The organism is Salipaludibacillus sp. CUR1, assembly GCF_021028955.1.
In the GTDB taxonomy this organism is placed as follows: Bacteria; Bacillota; Bacilli; order Bacillales; family Salisediminibacteriaceae; genus Salipaludibacillus.
In genome coordinates this window covers 83,719-103,561 of sequence record NZ_JAIWPE010000096.1, presented here as the reverse complement: position 1 = coordinate 103,561, position 19,843 = coordinate 83,719, and the positions used below count along the sequence as shown (strand labels likewise).

Sequence of the window (19,843 nt, the reverse complement as noted above, 5' to 3'; positions counted from 1 at the left end):
AAAAAATGATAAGAAGGTGAGGACGACACATGATTGAATACGGAATCGTGACGACTCCCGGCCGTCCTTCGCCCCCTGCACTATTGAAAGCTCACCAGCTGGCAGGGAAGTGGGGGCTCCCTTTTGCAAGAAGAAACAAACGGTCATTAAAAAGAATGATTGAAGAATATGGCGCGCCTGTCTTTATTGTATCCAGGGAGCGTATTGAAGTGCATAAGGGCGCCGGCTCTCCTCCTTTCTTTTTTCATCCGAACGGAGCAATGTTCCGGGCGAAGCACTTCTGCAGGTACGGTGAAGACCCTTTAACAGACGCGTGCAGGCTCCAGCCCGGAGACACAGTTGTAGATGCCACCCTTGGCCTTGCTTCAGATGCCCAGCTTGCAAGTCTGGCTGTCGGTGAAAAAGGGAAAGTCACCGGCCTTGAATCTTCTTCTGTAATCGCCACTATAGTTAAAGAAGGGCTGCTGTCCTATCAGTCCTCTTTTCAGCCTCTCAATGAGGCTATGAAACGGATTGAAGCAGTTAATGCCCACCATGGGGAGTGGCTGAGAAACCAGCCGGACAACAGTGCTGACGTCATTTATTTTGATCCGATGTTTGAAGAAACAGTTAAACAGTCAAACGGATTTCAGCCGGTACGTTCATTTGCAAGCAAAGAAACTCTGACGGGTTCTGTCATAGAGGAAGCAATGCGGGTGGCGCGAAAACGGATTGTTTTAAAAGACCATTTCCGGAGCCAAAGGTTTGAAGAGTTCGGTTTTAACGTTCAAATCCGCCCGTCAGCCACCTATCATTTTGGTGTGATAGAAACAGAAAAGAGTGAAATAAAATGACTAAAAAGAAACCTTTAGTAGTAATTGTCGGCCCGACTGCCGTCGGAAAAACAGACTTAAGCATCCGTCTGGCCGAAACGTTCAACGGTGAAATTATAAGCGGTGATTCCATGCAGGTGTACCGCGGAATGGATATCGGCACAGCTAAAATAACCGAAAAAGAAATGAGAAGCATCCCTCATCATATGGTGAATATAAAAAAACCTGATGAAACTTTTTCTGTGGCTGATTTTCAAAACGAAGCCAAAAATTGCATAGCATCCATACATAAAAAAAGAAAAGTCCCGTTTCTCGTCGGCGGCACCGGCCTTTACGTTAATGCGGTCATTTATGATTACCAGTTTACCGATGCAAGCGAGGATCCTGCTTTCCGCAGTGAATTGGAAGCTTTTGCAGAAGAGAACGGCAACGAAGCGCTTCATAACCGGCTGAAAGAAGTTGATCCAGTCAGTTACAGGGAACTGCACCCAAACAACCGCCGCCGGGTCATCAGAGCTTTGGAAGTTTACAGGCTGACCGGTAAACCGTTAAGAGAAAAAGGGACTGAACAGGCTGCAAGTCCTTACGGCACTGTGGTCATCGGGCTGACAATGGATAGAGAGCTTCTTTATGAACGGATCAACCAGAGAGTGGATCTGATGATTGAAGCCGGGCTGATTGACGAAGTGCGAGAACTGGCAGAAAAAGGATATTCGAGGTGCCAGTCCATGCAGGCAATCGGCTACAAAGAAATAGTTCAATATATCGAAGGGACCCTTTCTAAAGCGGATGCCATCGAACTTTTAAAGAAAAATTCCAGACGTTTTGCAAAGAGGCAATTAACGTGGTTCCGTAATAAAATGGCTATTGACTGGTTTGATATGACAGAAGACAGGGAAGAAAAGTTAAAAGAAATTGATCATTTTTTAGAGGGAAAGTTGTTATAAATATAGAATATAGGTAATAATGCGAGAAGAGAAAGAGGAGGCCTGCTGACAATGAAACAACAATCAGTGAACATGCAAGATCAGTTTTTAAACCAATTAAGAAAAGAAAGCATCCCTGTAACTGTCTTTTTACTTAATGGCTTTCAGCTTAGGGGGTATGTAAAAAGCTTTGATAATTTCACCGTTATTCTTGATACAGATGGAAAACAACAGCTTGTTTATAAACATGCGATTTCAACCTTTTCCCCTCAGAGAAATGTCCAGCTTAATCAGGAAAATAAGCAATAAACGGGTCCGGCATAACCGCCGGGCTCTTTTATACTTTCAGAAAGTTAAAAAAGCTTTATAATACAGGAGCACCCATCACTTTCATTTCGTCTTCTTTTATGCCGTATCTGACATCTGCGCTGGGCCTTTGTCACGTATTCACAGTTTTTGCGTATAGTAGTGGTAGCAGAGATGGATCCACTATATTACTGAAGGTGGTGACTTCGTTGGCACAGTCAGCCAGAATGAAAAAACGCGGCCAGATCAATGTAGTAATCAGATCGGATAATAAGGACGAAAGTGAGTATGGCTATCAGCAAATGGAGACCTCTCCTTTTGTCCAGCATAAAGAATACAGTGACATCATGAAAGAATTTGACCAGTATGTCGGCCTGGATATGATGAAATCCTTTGTTCATGAAATGTATGCATGGCTTTATTTAAATAAAATCAGGGAGCAGAGAGGTCTGAAAACAGGTAAACAGGCACTTCATATGGTTTTCAAAGGGAATCCGGGAACCGGGAAAACGACGGTCGCACGCCTGATTGCTAAAATGCTAAAAGACATGAATGTCCTTGAGAAAGGTCATCTCCTTGAAGTAGACAGAGCTGATCTTGTGGGGGAATATATCGGCCACACGGCCCAGAAAACACGTGAACTCGTCAACAAGGCGATGGGAGGCATTCTGTTTGTAGATGAAGCGTATTCGCTGGCCCGAGGCGGCGAAAAGGATTTTGGAAAAGAAGCGATCGATACACTTGTTAAAATAATGGAAGATAAACAGCATAATTTTGTTTTAATTCTTGCCGGATATCCGGATGAAATGGACCGGTTTCTTCAGCTGAACCCAGGTTTACCGTCGAGATTTCCAATGATCGTGACCTTTCCAAATTACTCAACAACTGAACTGATAGAGATGTTAAAATCGATGGCTGCCCAGCGCGATTACGTGATTGATAAGGATTCGGTGTCCTATGTGAATGAACTTTTAGTTGTGGCAAAAGATTATGAACAGGGCCGTTTCAGCAATGGACGGTTTATCCGGAACCTGCTGGAGAAGGCGGTCCGGATGCAGGCGGTCCGTCTCCTTCACCAGGGCGACTACCATAAAGAAGCGCTTACGACACTTGTTAAATCGGATTTCTCAAAAGCGTTTAAAAAAATACTGCTGGAATAATCGGGAGTAAAGGAAGGTGAAGACTAATCGATAATCAGGTGAAAATTAATCAGGAATCAGTCTTACTTGTAGGGGTGAGGCTTAAAACGGCCAAAGAAGAAGATTTTTTATATAGAATGGAAGAATTGGAAGCTTTGACGAAGACGGCGGGCGGCAGCGTGAAAGCCCAGATGTTTCAAAGCCTTGACCACCCTCACTCTGCTACCTATATTGGCCGGGGAAAAGTAGACGAGTTAAAAAGTTTAATTGAAGAAAAAGAAATAGACCTGGTCGTATTTAACGATGAATTGTCACCGTCGCAGCTGCGTAATTTAACGAACCAGCTTGATATGCCTGTTATTGACCGTACTCAGCTTATACTGGACATATTCGCTAAGCGGGCGCGCTCAAGAGAAGGGAAATTGCAGGTGGAACTGGCGCAGTTAAGTTATCTTCTGCCCAGACTTCGCGGGCAGGGGCATGTTCTGTCCCGGCTCGGAGGAGGTATAGGCACCAGGGGGCCCGGGGAAACCCAACTGGAAATTGACCAGCGTCATATCCGGTCCCGAATGGATGAATTGAGGAATCAGCTTGCCCAGATCGTTTCACATCGTGAACGGTACAGGGACAGGAGAAAGAAGAACCAGGCTTTCCAGATTTCCCTCGTAGGATATACAAATGCGGGGAAATCCACTCTGCTTCATAAATTATCCGATTCGGATGTTTACGTGGAAGACCAGCTGTTTGCCACTCTGGATCCGACAACTAAAAAGTTAAAACTGCCTTCTGGGATTGAAGTGCTGATGACTGATACGGTCGGTTTTATCCAGCAGCTGCCTACCACTCTCATCGCTGCTTTCCGTTCGACTCTGGAAGAGGTCAAAGAAGCAGATTTGATCCTCCACGTAGTTGACGCGGCGAATCCGGATTTTATAAACCATGAAAAAACGGTTATTAAATTACTGGAAGATTTAGACGCCCACCAGATTCCGTCTTTGACTGTTTATAATAAACGCGACCAGATTAAAGGGGACTTTTTTGCAAGCGGCCATGGGCCTTCCACACTGATCAGCGCGTATAATGACAGCGATCTTGAAAAACTGAGAGACAAAATTGAGACAGTGATGGAAGAGCAGTTTTCCCCGTATATCATTTACCTGGATGCGTATGAAGGTAAATGGCTGCACAGGCTGAAAGGCGAGACGATAGTCACAGAGCAGACCTTTAATGAAAGCACCGAACAGTATGCTGTACGAGGCTATGCACCTGCCGATTCAGCCATCTATCATGAATTACAGAAAAGAAAGGACACGTAAATCCAGTTATGACTCACACACATACAATGACAGAAAAAGAGTTAAAAGTTTTAGCAGATCAGACGTTAAAAAATCTTCAGGACGCCTTCTTTGAAAGAGGACAAGTCTGTGAGGAAAACCAGCGTAAAGTATTAAAAGCATTTAAAGAACATGGTGTCTCTGAATTTCATTTTCAGTCCTCAACTGGCTACGGCTACGACGACACGGGGAGAGAGACGCTTGAAAAGGTGTACGCCCAGGTTTTCGGGACGGAAGCAGCAATTGTGCGGCCCCAGATCGTCTCGGGGACTCATGCGATCAGTACAGCTCTCTTCGGGGTGCTGAGACCGGGAGACGAACTGATGTACATCACCGGCAAACCGTATGATACGCTCGAAGAAGTGATCGGCGTGCGGGGCGAAAAAGGCTCTGGTTCCTTGATCGACTTCGGGGTTGATTACAAAGAAATTCCTTTAAAAGATAACGAGATTGATAAGGAGGCCATTCGTCAGCAACTGTCGGCAAAAACGAAGGTAATCGGCATCCAGAGATCAAAAGGCTACGAAAACCGGCCTTCTTTTACAGTAAAGCAAATTGAGGAAATGATTGAGTTTGTTAAAAGTATTTCCCCTGAGGTCATTGTTTTTGTAGATAACTGTTACGGAGAATTTGTCGAGGTGAAAGAACCGACTGACGCCGGCGCCGACCTGGCTGCAGGGTCGCTTATAAAAAATCCCGGAGGAGGGATCGCCAAGACAGGAGGCTACATTGCAGGCAGAAAGAAGTTAATTGACCAATGCGGCAGCAGGCTTACCGCACCCGGGATTGGGCTTGAAGGGGGAGCGAGTTTAAATACACTGCTCGATATGTATCAGGGATTCTTCCTGGCCCCTCATGTTGTTAATGAAGCTTTAAAAGGAGCGATGTTTACTTCGAGGTTTTTAAGTGAAGCAGGAATGGTCACTGAGCCTCGCTGGGACGAGAAGAGAACAGACTTAATTCAAGCCGTTTCGTTCCCTAACAAAGAGGCTATGATTTCTTTTTGCCAGGCAATTCAAGGGGCCTCGCCGGTAGATGCACACGTCAAACCCCATCCAAGCTATATGCCCGGCTATGAAGATGATGTCATTATGGCAGCCGGAACGTTCATTCAGGGGGCGAGCATTGAACTCTCAGCGGACGGGCCTATCAGGCCTCCATATACCGCCTACGTGCAGGGCGGCCTGACATTTGAGCATATTAAAATTGCTGTAACGGATGCAGTGATTCAAATTTACCAGGAAAATTTACTAAAAGATTAATTTCCAGGTTATACTTTTAACAAAGAGGGTAGTTGCTATATAGCCTGCTCTCTTTTCTTTGTCAGAAAATTTCCCTGTCAGAAAATCTGACAAGATAGAACATAAGTGTTTAAATCTTAGATATCATATGTTTATCGTTAAATAACGAAGAATTCGAATCTTCAATATTTTCATAGAAGATTAATTCTTCGGATAACGATCTGAGGCGGGTAACAGATTTGTTGCTCCAGTAGAAGCAGCACATAATTTGAAGGAGGAGACTATACGAATGAGTAAGTATTCTAAAGAAGACATTTTACGCATGGCAGATGAAGAGAATGTAAGGTTTATCAGGTTGCAGTTTACGGACTTAATGGGAATCATTAAAAACGTGGAAATTCCTGTCGACCAGTTAACTAAAGCATTGGATAACTTAATGATGTTTGACGGATCTTCAATTGAAGGCTTCGTCCGTATTGAAGAGTCAGACATGTACTTATATCCAGACCTTGATACTTGGGTTATTTTCCCTTGGACCCCTGAAAAAGGCAAGGTTGCCAGATTGATCTGTGATGTATACAATCCGGACGGCACACCTTTCCAAGGTGATCCGCGCGGCGTGTTGAAAAAAGTTCTTCAAGAAGCAAAGGACCTCGGGTTCTCCGACTTCAATATCGGCCCTGAACCGGAATTCTTCCTGTTTAAAAATGACGAGCGGGGAGAGCCGACACTTGAATTAAATGATAAAGGCGGATACTTTGACCTTGCGCCAACGGACCTTGGTGAAAACTGCCGCCGCGATATCGTGCTTGAGCTTGAGGATATGGGATTCGAAATTGAAGCTTCCCACCACGAGGTGGCACCAGGCCAGCACGAAATTGACTTTAAATATGCTGACGCAGTAACGACGTGTGACAACATCCAGACGTTTAAGCTGGTTGTTAAAACAATCGCCCGTAAACACGGCTTGCACGCCACTTTCATGCCTAAACCATTATTCGGCGTTAACGGAAGCGGGATGCACGCGAACATGTCATTGTTCCGCAGCCCTAAAGATAACGCGTTCTATGACGAAAACACTGAAAGCCAGCTGAGTGAAACAGCGATGCAGTTCCTTGCCGGAACATTAAAGCATGCGGATGCTTACACAGCTATAACAAACCCGACTGTCAACTCTTATAAGCGTCTTGTGCCTGGTTATGAAGCACCTTGTTATATTGCATGGTCCATGCGTAACCGTTCACCGCTTGTACGTATTCCGTCTTCCCGCGGAATCAGTACGCGTATCGAAGTCCGAAGCCCGGACCCGGCAGCGAACCCGTACCTTGCGATGGCAGCGATGCTTGCCGCAGGCCTTGACGGTATCCGCAACAAGATGACACCGCCGCCTGAAACAGACCGCAACATTTATGCGATGGATCTTCAGGAGCGAAAAGCTGAAGGAATCGAAGCTTTACCGGCAACTCTTAAAGAAGCCATCGATGCACTGGCTAAAAATGAAATCATTACACAATCCCTTGGCGAGCACGCCCTCGAACACTTCATTGAAGCAAAAGAAATCGAGTGGGATATGTTCCGTACGCAAGTGCACCCATGGGAGCGCGAGCAGTACATGCAAACTTATTAATAAGATTAACCCCCGTCATTGCTGGCGGGGGTTTTGTTATAGTATATCTTTATGAACAGCTTTGTTCTTACTGTTTTTTTTGAGAAAAGCAGTAATTTCAGTCCGCCAGGCGGACGCTTGCCCAGGGGCTTGTCTTCAGCTAAATTCAACTCAGCCTGGAGCTTCGTTGAATTGGATCTTCAGACTGCGCTTACTCCCTGCGGCGTCGCCGCCTTCTGTCCTTCAATCAAAAAAGCTGAGGCAATTGAATAACTGGTAAAACTAAAAGTACGCCACCTGTCTGATAAAATTATTCTTCGTCTTTTATAAACTTGTCTTTAGTTTTATCCCTGACCCTTTTTTGTTCCCGTGTCAAAAATTAAAATATTTATAAGTTGGGTCCTAATTGCCCCCCTTCCTTATCTGACCCTGTTAAAAATGCGTGGTTTAACCCTTATAAACATGTCAGCATCTTTTTACAATGAAGATGACTATTTTAAGGGGTGTGAAAAATATGCAAGAGCCGCGTATAGCATACAAAGATTTACTTAGCCAAAAACGGTATCTTCTCGTCTTACTGGTAAATACATTTGCGAATTTCGGGTTTATGATGTTCCAGGTAGGGTTTTTCTGGCTCGTTTACGATATGACAAAAGGATTGGAACAGTCGGCATTCATAGCAGGGGGCATGATATTAGGAGCCTCGTCACCGTATCTCATATTTGGCCTGATTGGCGGCGTTTATGCCGATCATCTTAATAAAAAGAAAATAATCGTTATCAGTAATCTCGTATCAGCACTCATATTAACAGGGGTGCCTATTTTATATATGAGTGATTTGCTGACGGTTTGGCATGTGGCTTTCTCTGCTTTTGGAGTGGTAAGTTTAAGGTGTTTTTACAATCCTGCTATCCGGTCTTTAGTGCCACAGGTTCTGCCGTCTGAATACTGGTCGGCGGGGAACTCAGTATTCCAGATTTTGTCCCAGCTGAGTAAAACAATTTCACCCGCTCTTGGCGGGGTTCTAATAGCCCAGTATTCTGCGATGAGCGTGTATGTCGTTTTTCTCCTGCTGGTCCTTATGTCAGCCCTGTTAATTTTCCCTTTAAGAATCAGGGTGGCTGTTCAGCCGGATAAACCAGTCAGCGTGTATAAAGATATTAAAGAAACCTTTATATTTATGAAAACAATTAAGCCGCTGTTTTGGACAATCATGCTGTTTGGTGCTGTTCTGTTATTTCAAACCGGGATCGAACGGATAGGATTACCTATTGTTTCAGATACTGTTTGGGAGATGGGGCCTGAAGGGTTCGGAATTATATTGGCGACTTTCGGAGTGGGGAACATCATTGGAGCTGTATGGCTAGGGAAAATTAAAATGAAGTCTTATACTCAATATATATATACAGGCTGGGCCTTGTGGGGAAGCGCTATTGCTTTGGTCGGTTTATCCCCGTGGCTGGCTTTAGCCCTCATTTTTGCCCTAATCGCAGGAATCGCGGAGGCAATGAATGATTTGCCTATGGTTTTGATGATTCAGCGTTTCACACCTGAAAACAGGTTAGGTAAAGTCTTTAGTGTGTGGTCAACGGTAGCGTTTGTAGGGGAATCAGGGTCAAGCTTGCTCGCTGGTATGATCATAGGGATGGCAGGGCCGCATGTGGCATTTGTGGTGCTGTGGTTCGCATTAGTACTGATTGGTCTGGCAGGCTTTATACTCACAAGAGAACCTTTAATTCGTGAGAAAGCTGTATAAAGAAAGGGAGGTGCTGGATAATGCTGGAGCTCACATACCAATTCGACGATACGGTAAACACTCCGAAATATATTCAGCTGTATAACTATATTAAGAAAGAGATTGAATCAGGCCATATCCCTTCACATACTCGTCTGCCTTCCATCAGGTCACTTTCAAAACAGCTCGGTGTCAACAAAATTACCATTGAATCAGCTTACGACCAGCTGATATCAGAAGGCTATCTGGAAAGCCGGCCTAAAAGCGGGTACTTTGTTCAAGCCATTGATACGCATTTTTTTAAAAGGTTGACAGAGGCTTATTCACCCGAAGACGATTTCCTACGATTAGAAACACAGCATTATGATATAGATTTTAATGATAATAAAATTGATGAAGACCACTTTCCATTAAGTGTCTGGAGAAAAATAACGGCCAAGGTGTTAAACGACTGTCCGGATTATGTGTTTCAGCACGGTTCAACTCAGGGAGATGCTGGACTGCGGCATGAATTGAAAACGTATTTACATCATTCCAGGGGCGTTAACTGCTCTGAAGATCAGATTATAATTGGGGCTAATTCACAATATTTAATGATACTGTTATTACACATTATCGGCATGAAAAAGGGCACTGTTGGAATGGAGGAGCCTGGCTATCATCTGATGGCCAAAGTTTTCGAAGACGCTGGTTACAGCCTGGAGCCTGTTCCTTTGGAAGCAGACGGTTTGAATGTGAGCGTGGTAAAGGACATGAATCCTGATCTGGTGTTTGTCTCCCCGTCTCATCAATATCCCCTCGGGATGACATTACCTATTCAAAAAAGGATTGGTCTTCTGGAATGGGCCCGACAATCAGGCGCCTATATTATTGAAGATGATATATTAAGTGAACTTCGGTACAGCGGGACTACTATCCCTTCTTTACAAGGATTAGATCGTGCAGGGCGAGTGATTTATATGGGGACATTTTTTAAATCTTTATTGCCATCCTTACGAGTCGGGTACATGGTACTTCCGAAGGCACTTATTCAAAGATACAACGAGTCTTTTTATCTTTATCAGCAAACGGCATCATTAATTCATCAAAAAACGATCGAACTGTTTATGAAGGAAGGGCATTGGGACAGACACCTGCTTCGTATGCGGAAAGTGTACCGTAAGAAACGGGACAGGATGGTTGAGGCCATTCAGGCTTACATGGGTTCAAAGGCGAGGGTGTTGGGAGAAAAAACAGGACTGCATGTCGTTATTCAGATTAATGACGCACGTGATGAAAATGAGCTGGTGAGAATTGCCGCAAACCACAGCATTAACGTGTCCGGCACCTCTCACATGTGGTATGATCCGGCAAACAATCTTTTTGAACAGCCGACATTCATACTTGGATTTGGCGGTCTACGTGAACAGGAGATTAATCCGGGCATTAAAGCTTTAAGCGAGGCGTGGTTTAACTGATTATTTCATCTCTGTCTCATATAATTTGAACAATTAGGGGTAGTCCCTCTATTTGTGAGCGAGGCCAGTGCCAGATAACACGGGAACTTTAATGGGCACGGTTAATTTATAAGTATTTTTTACTGTTGGAAGGCAGGATGAAACTGGCATAAATTCCGATTGACGGACTTCGTAATATCGAGTAATTTTATTACATACTTATAGAGAGAGCGAGCTGAGAGATGTGAAGAAGACGAAGGGCCAGCTGGAAATGGCGTTAAGTGTGAAGATTACTCAATGGGAGAAGGAGTATTTGGGCAGGGGATCACTGTCATGTAAATGTGAGTTGATCCGGGATATGGCTCTTATAACACTCGCAGGTGTTTTGACACCGGCAGAGTATCATATGGCTGAATCAATTTCAGGAAGGGATCAGATTAAGAAATTCAGAAACGACCTTGTGGAATCCGGGCGGAAACAGCTTGAAGAGATGGTTCACGAGGTGTTTAGTTTGGAACTGATCTCGCTGCACACTGATATCAGCACAAAAACAGGGGAGCGGCTTATTGTGCTGAAGTTTAATAAACCATGGGATTATACAGACAACGCTTAAATTTTTGTTGACTTACTCACTTTCATGCATAATAATAAAAGAGGAAACGTTCGCTCAGGGCAGTTCAAGAGCCATTTTTGGAGATTGAGCCGCCGGATGAATGAATGGAGCCTCTCATCATAATCCAATGCGATTGTTGGTGATATGGAAGACTTTTTACAAAAAGTAAGCCATGCACACACAGCGTACACTCTTTTGAGTGTGCGCTTTTTTTGATGAGTGAAAACCTTTACAAATAAACTATCATTTAGGAGGTTATCTCTATGGAAAGCTTGTTGTATGTGTTCACAAGTCCCCCGGTCATTCTGTTTATTGTCGGGATTCTTGCGGCAGTTGGAAAGTCTAATCTGAAAATGCCTGATGGTTTGTCTATTGGACTGAATATGTATTTATTATTGGCAATCGGTATAAAAGGGGGAATGGGCCTGGCAGAGGTCCGTATTGATGAAGTGGTGGCGCCGCTCGCCGCAGTACTTATTTTAGGGCTTATTTTGCCGATTGTGGGGTATTTTATTGGGGTGCTGTTTAAATTTACGTTTGAGGAACGGGTTGCTATGGCTGCGACATTCGGGTCAGTCTCATTAGTCACTTTTGCCGCGGCTACCGCCCAGCTTGATCAGATGGGGATTGGCTATGAGCCGTATATGACAACGCTTGTCGTTCTTTTGGAAATTCCCGGTCTTGTAGTAGCTTTAATGATTTATCAGCACTTTAAATCCCCTGTGTTTGGCATTGTGCCTAAAGCCGGGGCGACCCAGGTGATGCTCGACAGTTTGATGTCAAAAAGTATTTTGCTGCTGATTGCGGGGTTAGTGGCAGGATATTTTACACCTGATGCTGCCATGCTGAAGCCATTTTTTGTTGATCTGTTTCCGGGCGTACTGCTGTTGTTTTTGCTTGGATTAGGATTAAAGGTTGGACAGCAGCTCGGCGTGATTAAAGAATACGGCTGGGGCCTTATTGCTGCGGGGATTGTCTTCCCTGTCATCGGGGCCGTCATCGGGTATATGATGGCTCAAGCGGCCGGTTTTTCTGAAGGAGGCACCGTGTTGTTTATGGCTCTTGCGGCAAGCGGCTCTTACATTGCAGCACCGGCCATGCTTCAGGCTTCAGTACCTGATGTAAAGCCGTCCTTTTACTTAACGATGGCTCTGGCCGTCACCTTCCCTTTTAACCTGATTGTTGGCATACCGCTATTCATTCAGCTCGTGGCGGGTTAAAGACTATAGAAAAAGTGCGCACTTGTTTCTGATAGGGGCGCATTTTTTTATTTGGCGGCTGTGTTGCGCTATATGGGTAATAGTGGTAATTATGGAAATGAAGTGTTTTTCACACTGTGTTTCAGGGTATTTTTAATTTTACAGATGGTGATAAGAAAAGTCGCAGGATCTTGGCAGGGACTGGTGCCTCGCACTATGCCCGTAAGCTTACTCATTTGAGACTTCTAGTTTGCGAGTGAGCTTAGTTGTATTCTGAGAGGAGGTTTTTAAATGGCATTACGCTACGAGCTTGAAGGAAGCTTGGCATACGAGCCTTACAGTGAAGTAGAGGCGAGACTCTCACGTTTTAAAGACGTCTCTGTGATAGGTGAAGATTCAAGCGGAAAATATAATATGTACCTGGTGGAAATGGGAAATAAAACAAAACCGGTTATTTTTGTGTCCGCGTCCCTGCACGGGACAGAATGGCAGGCGGCCCAGTATACGCTTCGATTTATGGAACAGCTGCGGGACGATACGTTTCCGGATAAGGAATTCAGGGACAAGCTTCTCACTGATTTCCATATTGCCTATCTTCCCGTCGGAAATCCGTGGGGATATGACGAGGCGGAGCCGTACAGTGAATTAAAGGGAAGAAAAAATGCCAACGGAGTGGATGTAAACAGGGATTTTCAAGATTTTTCGCAGGTGGAATCGCGGAATATACAAAATGCGGTTGAAAAATTAAAACCATTTGCTTACCTTGACTGTCATTTAATGGCCACCAGAGAAGACGGAGGCCAGAGCCAGCCTGACCTTGTAGTCGGAAATATGCACGATTCGAACCTTCATGTCAGAGACTTTATTGCAGACTCTCTTTCTTCCTATACGGGTCAGTCTGTTGGGACGTGGGACAGCTCCACTAATGAGGCACGTAAAGGGCTGTCAAGAAGATATATGAGCGCCACTGAAAATCCTTATACCCCTGAAACCTTATCTATTATTTCAGAAATGTACCGTCCTGTTGATTTCGGGGACGGGGTGGTCCGCATCCTGTCAGATGAGGAGATTATGAAGGCGGGCATGGCGACGGTTTACTTTTTCTTTAAAGCGGCAAGCGATTATTTTTACACCCATAACCCTTCTTAGAGAGGTTCGGCCGTGCAGCAGGGCTTAAGAGAGGACCTGGCTGGGTAAATATCGGACATAACCCCCCCTCAAGCTGAGGGGGGGGTATGTGATTTCATACGGGAGGGTTAAAGGCGTTCAATACGTTTTAATTCTTTTACTTCTATCCACTTGTTTTCGATTTTAAAACGGCTGGCGTAGCCGTCTATCCGGTCGATAATCCCTGCTGTTTCATGGTCAAATCCGTCCCGCCAGTAGATAATTTTGACCTCGAGCGTGTGGTGGAGCGAATCGTGGGCAATAAGGCCAAATTCCGTGAGTTCCTCCTCAGTGAGGGCAGGCGGCGGGTCTTCTCTCACTTTGTTTTTCCGTTCGCGCAGCGCCTGGAGATGTTCGGGCAGCATCATCCGGCTGCCTTCCCACATGAGGTTGCCGCGTTTTAAATAATCGCTCATTTGTAATGCCCTCCTATTTTAGCAGCCCGTTCTTTTACCTGGCTCGCAGGCAGAAGGGAAGCCGCACGGATGAGAGATGTTTTACCGTATTTGCTGATGATCTTGTCTGTTTCGTAGCCTAACTGGATGGTGTAGTCGCGGGCGGGCTCAAATAAGTTCAGCTGAACCGCTTCATCACTGACAAGGCCGGTAAGCGACACGTGCAGTCGGCGGATCGGTTCTCTGTCCCAAAAGGTATCCAGAAGCTGGCAGGCGTACCGGTAAACCTCCATCGTAATATTGGTCGGTTCAGGCATGGTCAATTGACGGTGAAAACCTGTTCTTATTTCATAACTTGCCCCTGAAATCCCCAGAGTCACCGTCTGGCCCATGACCCGGGCGTGCCTTGTGCGGCGGCAGACTTCTTCACAAAGTTCCAGCAGAACTACTTTTATTTCTGATTCCTTATGATAATCCCGCGGCAGGGTCATACCGTTTCCAATCCCTTTCTGCCCGTTTGTGGATGTCAGGGAGACGGGGGAGTAATCTACCCCGTGGGCGTTCATCCAGAGCACCTGGCCGTGGATGCCCCACTCTTTCTTAATTTTATTCACATCTGTGCGGGCGAGATCCCCTATGGTGCGGATCGCCCGTCGCCGCAAATGATTGGACATTCTTCCGCCTGCCCGGAAGAGGTCTTCAATCGGCCGCGGCCATAAAACTGTTTCAATTTCTTCTTTTTTTAAATGAAAAATACCATCTTTCTTTTTTTTGGCGAAGTTGTCACACGCCATTTTTGCCAGGACTTTGTTTTCTCCAATGCCCACTCTGGCACGGACCTGGAGCTTTGAGTTAATTTCATGCTGAATATGTTTTGCAATATCCTCCGGAGAACCGAAAAGCGATTGTGAATGGGTGACGTCCATAAACTGTTCGTCAATGCTGTACGGTTCTACTAAATCGGTGACACTTTCCAGAATTTCAGTAATAGCCATGGAATTGTCGATGTACTCTTGCATGTGCGGAGGAACAGTGACCAGGCCCGGGCATTTCTGTTCAGCTTCCCATAACCTCTCACCGTTTTTAATACCGGCTTGTTTGGCTAATGGGCAGGCTGCTAAAATGACGCCTGAGCGCCGTTCCGGGTCGCCTGACACAACGAGGGGGCGGTTTAAATTCCGCATGTGTTTTGCTTTTTCAACTGAAGCAAAAAAGGATTGCATATCAACTAAAAAAATGACTTTCTTCATGATGTGTTCTCCCTCCTTAATAATAAGAATACATAAAGAGGGAAGGAAAAACAAGAACGTTTGTTCGTTTTCCAGAAAAAAGAAAAAACGGGTCCAGGACCCGTTTAATTAATGAATAGTTCTGAAGACCCCGATAACTTTGCCCAGAATATGGACATTATTTAAAAGGATCGGTTCAAGCGTGGCATTTTCCGGTTGAAGGCGAATGTGGTTTTCTTCTTTGAAAAACCGTTTAACCGTCGCTTCATCATCTTCGGTCATCGCTACGACAATATCGCCGTTATTAGCATAATTCTGCTGTCTGACGACAACATAGTCCCCATCAAAAATCCCCGCTTCAATCATCGAATCACCCAAAATTTCGAGGATAAATGAATGCTCATCCTGCACAAAGCTGGCAGGCATCGGCAGGTATTCTTCCACATTCTCAATGGCAGTTATAGGCTGTCCGGCTGTAACCTTCCCGATAAGAGGGATGTGAAGAGAAGGTGTTTCAGAGACCGAGGAAGACTCTTCAAGGCCGATGACTTCAATAGCACGGGGTTTAGTAGGGTCACGGCGGATGTACCCTTTTTTCTCAAGCCGTGATAAATGACCGTGTACCGTGGAACTGGAAGCAAGCCCTACAGCTTCACCAATTTCTCTGACTGACGGCGGATAACCTTTATCTTTTACTTCTGATCTTATAAATTCCAGGATCGCTTGCTGCCGTGAAGACAGTTTTGACATGTGAAACACCTCTTTAAAGTTAATACTGTTCTATTTCATGCTTGTCCAACATAGTTTAAATCAATATAAGTAGTGACAGGAACATTATACCATGAGAACACAAGTTGCGCAAACGAACGTTCTCTTTTTTCTCTTGACACGAACGCCTGTTCCGATTACAGTAAAAAAGAGAACAAACATTCTTATGTGAGGTGCTCAAAAAATGTACAAACTTCTTAAAAACTATGTTGATGGATCGATTCTGATTTTGTTATTATCTGTTATATTATTTTCCTGGACGTTATTTTCAGAAGACGAGAAGCAGGCAGAAGATTTTTATATTGATTCCCAGTGGACAGTGTCAGAAGGGGAATCACTGTGGGGAATTGCGAGATCCGCCACTGAGGAAATGGATTTAACTATTGAGGAAGCGATTGTCTGGATTAAATCAGCCAATAATTTAGAAGATGAAGAGATTTTCCCTGGACAGAAACTGGCTGTTCCTGGAGAACTGAAAGGTGTTGCCACAGAGTGAGAGGGTTAATTTACACAAGAGTCAGCACAGAGAAAGAAACACAGCAAACGTCAATTGAACGGCAAAAAGCAGAACTGACTGCTGCAGCAAAAGAATGGAATATTACTATCGAAGCTGTTATTGAAGAGCAGGCAAGCGGGTATGAGGCTGATCGTGACGGTATACTTACTGTATTGGATATATGCAAAAACAGCCAAATAGATGCCCTCCTCATCCAGGATGAGACAAGACTGGGAAGAGGTAACGCTAAAATGGCTTTAATCCACCAGCTGCAGAAGATGAATGTAACGATCTATTCATTAAAAGATGACGGCGAACTCGCCCTCTCCGAAACAGATTCCATGGTGCTTGATATCGTCGCAATTGTAGAAGAGTACCAGCGCAAACTTCATAATGCCAAAATTAAACGGGGCATGAAACGGGCGGTGGAAGAGGGGTATTCGCCATATAAGAACTTGAAGGACGCCGAAAATGCCGGCGGCAGGAAACGGAAAGAAGTTCCAATTGAGGAGATTATTAAACTGAAAGAAAGCGGCTTGACTTTTCATGAAGTGGCAGCCATGCTGCGTGGATTCGGATATTCCATCTCAAAAGCAACGGCTCACCGGAGGTACCAGGAGCACCAGCGGAAAAGTGCCGGATCAGAGTGAGGCTTCCTTTAGCGGGGGAGAGCGGATGAAACTGGAAAAGCGGAAGGGTATCATTGGGGCTGGCAGTCTGGGGCACGCGGAAAACGGCCAGGTAAATATCTGTGTAGTCAAAAAATATTTACATAAGAAGCAGATGACTTGAAACCTCCTTTAAAGTTTATTAAGATGTATGGAGCAAAAAGCAACAACTGGAGGAATTCAATTGCTTAGTAAAGATAAAATTCAGAGGATTAATGAGCTTGCCAGAAAATCAAAAAGCGAAGGACTCAGTCTTAAGGAACAAAAAGAACAGAAGGACTTGCGGCAGGAATACTTGAAAAACGTGCGGCAGTCATTTAAGAACCAGTTAACCTCTGTGAAAGTTGTCGATGAAGAAGGAAATGACGTCACACCGGATAAATTAAAGCATGAGAAAAAGACCCGAGGCACCCAGGGGCCCCTGCATTAAGGCGCCCCAGGGTGGAAGGCGATTGGAAAGGCAGCAAAACGGACCCCCGTTTTGCTGCCTTTTTAGTTTGGTAATTGCTGGGGGGGCAGCCCCCCCAGCAATTACCACTTATTAAATAGCTTGTTCAGAAGATCACTTTCTCTGTTTGGGGAGGTTGTCTAACCTCTTCAAAAGGTATATTATATGTAGTAGAGTAAGGGTAAACACAAACCAAGAGAAAAGAGGCTGATTTTTTATGTCAACAAATATTGACAATTTATCGATTAATACGATAAGAACATTAGCGATTGACAGTATTGAAAAAGCACAATCCGGCCACCCGGGAATGGTTATGGGAACAGCGCCTTTGGCGTATAAACTGTTTTCACAGTATATGGATCATAACCCTTCTAATCCTGACTGGTTTAACAGAGACCGGTTCATCCTTTCTGCCGGCCACGGATCTATGCTGTTATACAGCTTGCTCCACCTGCACGGCTATGACGTGACTATGGAAGATCTGAAAAGCTTCAGACAGTGGGGAAGCCGCACACCTGGGCACCCTGAATTCGGGCATACACCTGGAGTGGAAGCAACAACAGGGCCATTAGGACAAGGTGTAGCTATGGCAGTCGGTTTTGCGATGGCTGAAGCCCGCTTAGGAGCGACTTTTAACCGCGATGACTTTAATGTAGTAGATCATTATACATACAGCATTTGCGGTGACGGCGACTTGATGGAAGGGGTTTCCGCAGAAGCCGCTTCGCTTGCCGGACATTTAAAGCTGGGCAAATTAATTGTTTTTTATGATTCCAACGACATTTCACTCGATGGCGATCTTCACCAGTCTTTCTCTGAAAGTGTAGAAGACCGTTTCAAAGCTTACGGCTGGCAGGTGATCAGAGTAGAGGACGGAAACGACCTTGATGAAATCACAAATGCAATTGAATCAGCAAAAGCAGATGACCGCCCGACCCTTGTGGAAGTCAAAACGGTTATCGGCTATGGTGCTCCAAACAAAAGCGGTAAATCAGCTTCCCACGGTGCGCCTCTTGGAGAAGACGAAGTAAAATTGACGAAGGAAGCTTATAAGTGGACTTTCGAAGAAGACTTCTATGTCCCTGATGAAGTAAGAGAAAACTACAAGAAGCTTGCCGAAGAAGGGCAAAAGAAAGAAGACGAATGGAATAAGAAATTTGAAGAATATAAAAAAGCTTATCCGGAGCTTGGCAATCAGCTTGAAACAGCTATTAAAGGCGAACTTCCTGAAGGCTGGGATAAGGAGCTTCCTGTTTATGAAGAAGGAGACAAAGCGGCAACAAGAGCTACAGGCGGTGAAGTACTAAACGCGATTGCTCAGAAGGTGCCAAGTTTATTCGGGGGCTCAGCGGACCTCGCTTCTTCCAACAAAACAATGCTTAACGACGAGGAAGATTTCTCCCGCGATAATTATGCAGGGCGAAACGTGTGGTTTGGCGTACGTGAGTTTGCTATGGCCGCAGCAGTTAATGGAATGGCGCTCCACGGCGGTATAAAACCTTACGCGGCAACATTCTTTGTGTTCTCAGACTATTTACGCCCGGCGTTAAGGTTGTCTTCACTGATGAAACAGCCGGTCACTTATGTGTTTACCCATGACAGCATTGCTGTAGGTGAAGACGGGCCGACGCACGAGCCTGTTGAACAGCTTGCGGGATTAAGAGCGATCCCTGGATTGTCTGTTGTCCGTCCTGCTGATGGCAACGAAGTAACTGCTGCCTGGAAAACAGCCGTGGAAAGCACAGATCAGCCGACTGTTCTTGTGCTCACACGTCAAGGCCTTCCGACGCTGCCGTCAACAAAAGAAAAAGCAGACGAAGGGGTAAGAAAAGGGGCTTACGTTGTGTCAGAAGCAAATGGCGAAGCTAACGGCCTTCTTCTTGCTACAGGGTCTGAAGTGGCTCTTGCAGTTGACGCACAGCAGGCGCTTGAGAAAGAAGGCATCTACGTATCAGTTGTCAGCATGCCTAGCTGGGACCGTTTCGAGCAACAGTCAGCAGAATATAAAGAGTCTGTCCTGCCAAGCCACCTCAAGCACCGCTTAGGAATTGAAATGGCTGCGACTCTTGGATGGGACCGTTATACAGGAAGCGAAGGCTCTGTATTAGGTATTGATACCTTCGGTGCCTCAGCACCGGGAGACCGTATCATTAAAGAGTACGGCTTTACAGTTGAAAACGTCGTAACACGCTTTAAACAGCTGTTGGAACAAAAATAAAACCGGCTGTAACAAGCCGCCGCGCCGCAAAAGGATCGCCCTTTTGCGGCGCCTTTTTATTTGTGAAAATTCACAAAGGGGTCAGACCCCCCATATGCTGGAAGTTT

General features: G+C 45.1%; 19 protein-coding genes. 16 read left to right on the top strand and 3 right to left on the bottom strand.

The features are described 5' to 3' along the window. Nucleotides 1-29 precede the first annotated feature (29 nt). The 12 genes from K8O68_RS19240 to K8O68_RS19185 all read left to right on the top strand — a co-directional run bounded on the left by K8O68_RS19240 (nucleotide 30) and on the right by K8O68_RS19185 (nucleotide 13,496). Nucleotides 30-833: a class I SAM-dependent methyltransferase gene (locus K8O68_RS19240; RefSeq protein WP_230898389.1), complete on the top strand. Its 804-nt coding sequence runs from the start codon at nucleotides 30-32 to the stop codon at nucleotides 831-833. After that, nucleotides 830-1,759: a tRNA (adenosine(37)-N6)-dimethylallyltransferase MiaA gene (gene miaA, locus K8O68_RS19235; protein ID WP_230898388.1), complete on the top strand. Its 930-nt coding sequence runs from the start codon at nucleotides 830-832 to the stop codon at nucleotides 1,757-1,759. Before K8O68_RS19240 ends, miaA begins: the two co-directional genes overlap by 4 nt. Nucleotides 1,760-1,810: 51 nt before the next feature. Continuing rightward, nucleotides 1,811-2,047 (top strand): RNA chaperone Hfq, encoded by a 237-nt coding sequence (hfq, locus tag K8O68_RS19230; protein ID WP_230898387.1) that lies wholly within the window; start codon nucleotides 1,811-1,813, stop codon nucleotides 2,045-2,047. A 206-nt stretch (nucleotides 2,048-2,253) separates the two neighbouring features. Next, nucleotides 2,254-3,204 carry an AAA family ATPase gene (locus K8O68_RS19225; protein ID WP_230898386.1) on the top strand — a complete coding sequence of 317 codons (951 nt, stop codon included), beginning with the start codon at nucleotides 2,254-2,256 and terminating at the stop codon, nucleotides 3,202-3,204. 44 nt (nucleotides 3,205-3,248) lie between these two features. Beyond that, nucleotides 3,249-4,499 carry a GTPase HflX gene (gene hflX, locus K8O68_RS19220; RefSeq protein WP_230898754.1) on the top strand — a complete coding sequence of 417 codons (1,251 nt, stop codon included), beginning with the start codon at nucleotides 3,249-3,251 and terminating at the stop codon, nucleotides 4,497-4,499. A gap of 8 nt (nucleotides 4,500-4,507) precedes the next feature. After that, a complete protein-coding gene (locus tag K8O68_RS19215) occupies nucleotides 4,508-5,779 on the top strand; it encodes a methionine gamma-lyase family protein (protein ID WP_370640549.1) in 1,272 nt (423 codons plus the stop codon). Between the two features lie 268 nt (nucleotides 5,780-6,047). Continuing rightward, on the top strand, nucleotides 6,048-7,385 hold the full coding sequence (gene glnA / locus K8O68_RS19210) for a type I glutamate--ammonia ligase (protein ID WP_093047509.1): 1,338 nt from the start codon (nucleotides 6,048-6,050) through the stop codon (nucleotides 7,383-7,385). Nucleotides 7,386-7,878: 493 nt separating this feature from the next. After that, entirely contained in the window at nucleotides 7,879-9,120 is a 1,242-nt protein-coding gene (locus tag K8O68_RS19205) for an MFS transporter (protein ID WP_230898385.1), read from the top strand. 20 nt (nucleotides 9,121-9,140) lie between these two features. Then, nucleotides 9,141-10,556, top strand: a complete 1,416-nt coding sequence (gene pdxR, locus K8O68_RS19200; protein WP_230898384.1) for a MocR-like pyridoxine biosynthesis transcription factor PdxR — start codon at nucleotides 9,141-9,143, stop codon at nucleotides 10,554-10,556. Nucleotides 10,557-10,779: 223 nt separating this feature from the next. Beyond that, nucleotides 10,780-11,148 (top strand): Na-translocating system protein MpsC family protein, encoded by a 369-nt coding sequence (locus tag K8O68_RS19195; protein WP_230898383.1) that lies wholly within the window; start codon nucleotides 10,780-10,782, stop codon nucleotides 11,146-11,148. A gap of 263 nt (nucleotides 11,149-11,411) precedes the next feature. After that, nucleotides 11,412-12,368: a sodium-dependent bicarbonate transport family permease gene (locus tag K8O68_RS19190; protein ID WP_230898382.1), complete on the top strand. Its 957-nt coding sequence runs from the start codon at nucleotides 11,412-11,414 to the stop codon at nucleotides 12,366-12,368. Nucleotides 12,369-12,638: 270 nt separating this feature from the next. Further along, the gene (locus K8O68_RS19185) at nucleotides 12,639-13,496 is read left to right on the top strand and encodes a M14 family zinc carboxypeptidase (protein WP_230898381.1); all 858 of its coding nucleotides are present in this window, start codon (nucleotides 12,639-12,641) and stop codon (nucleotides 13,494-13,496) included. Nucleotides 13,497-13,603: 107 nt separating this feature from the next. Here K8O68_RS19185 and K8O68_RS19180 read toward each other — a convergent pair whose 3' ends face one another. From K8O68_RS19180 to lexA, 3 genes are all read right to left on the bottom strand, one after another. Further along, entirely contained in the window at nucleotides 13,604-13,930 is a 327-nt protein-coding gene (locus K8O68_RS19180) for a YolD-like family protein (RefSeq protein WP_230898380.1), read from the bottom strand. Next, nucleotides 13,927-15,162, bottom strand: a complete 1,236-nt coding sequence (locus tag K8O68_RS19175; RefSeq protein ID WP_230898752.1) for a DNA polymerase IV — start codon at nucleotides 15,160-15,162, stop codon at nucleotides 13,927-13,929. Before K8O68_RS19175 ends, K8O68_RS19180 begins: the two co-directional genes overlap by 4 nt. A gap of 105 nt (nucleotides 15,163-15,267) precedes the next feature. Then, nucleotides 15,268-15,888, bottom strand: a complete 621-nt coding sequence (gene lexA, locus K8O68_RS19170; RefSeq protein ID WP_230898379.1) for a transcriptional repressor LexA — start codon at nucleotides 15,886-15,888, stop codon at nucleotides 15,268-15,270. A 202-nt stretch (nucleotides 15,889-16,090) separates the two neighbouring features. Here lexA and yneA point away from each other — a divergent pair, with 202 nt between their 5' ends. The 4 genes from yneA to tkt all read left to right on the top strand — a co-directional run bounded on the left by yneA (nucleotide 16,091) and on the right by tkt (nucleotide 19,736). Further along, nucleotides 16,091-16,402: a cell division suppressor protein YneA gene (gene yneA / locus K8O68_RS21510; RefSeq protein ID WP_230898378.1), complete on the top strand. Its 312-nt coding sequence runs from the start codon at nucleotides 16,091-16,093 to the stop codon at nucleotides 16,400-16,402. Then, a complete protein-coding gene (locus tag K8O68_RS19160; protein WP_230898377.1) occupies nucleotides 16,399-17,052 on the top strand; it encodes a YneB family resolvase-like protein in 654 nt (217 codons plus the stop codon). The genes yneA and K8O68_RS19160 overlap by 4 nt, the downstream gene beginning before the upstream one ends. 202 nt (nucleotides 17,053-17,254) lie before the next feature. Next, nucleotides 17,255-17,500 carry a DUF896 domain-containing protein gene (locus tag K8O68_RS19155; RefSeq protein ID WP_093047498.1) on the top strand — a complete coding sequence of 82 codons (246 nt, stop codon included), beginning with the start codon at nucleotides 17,255-17,257 and terminating at the stop codon, nucleotides 17,498-17,500. Between the two features lie 235 nt (nucleotides 17,501-17,735). Then, nucleotides 17,736-19,736, top strand: coding sequence for a transketolase (tkt, locus tag K8O68_RS19150; RefSeq protein WP_230898376.1), 2,001 nt, complete (start codon nucleotides 17,736-17,738; stop codon nucleotides 19,734-19,736). The last annotated feature ends 107 nt before the right edge of the window (nucleotides 19,737-19,843 follow it).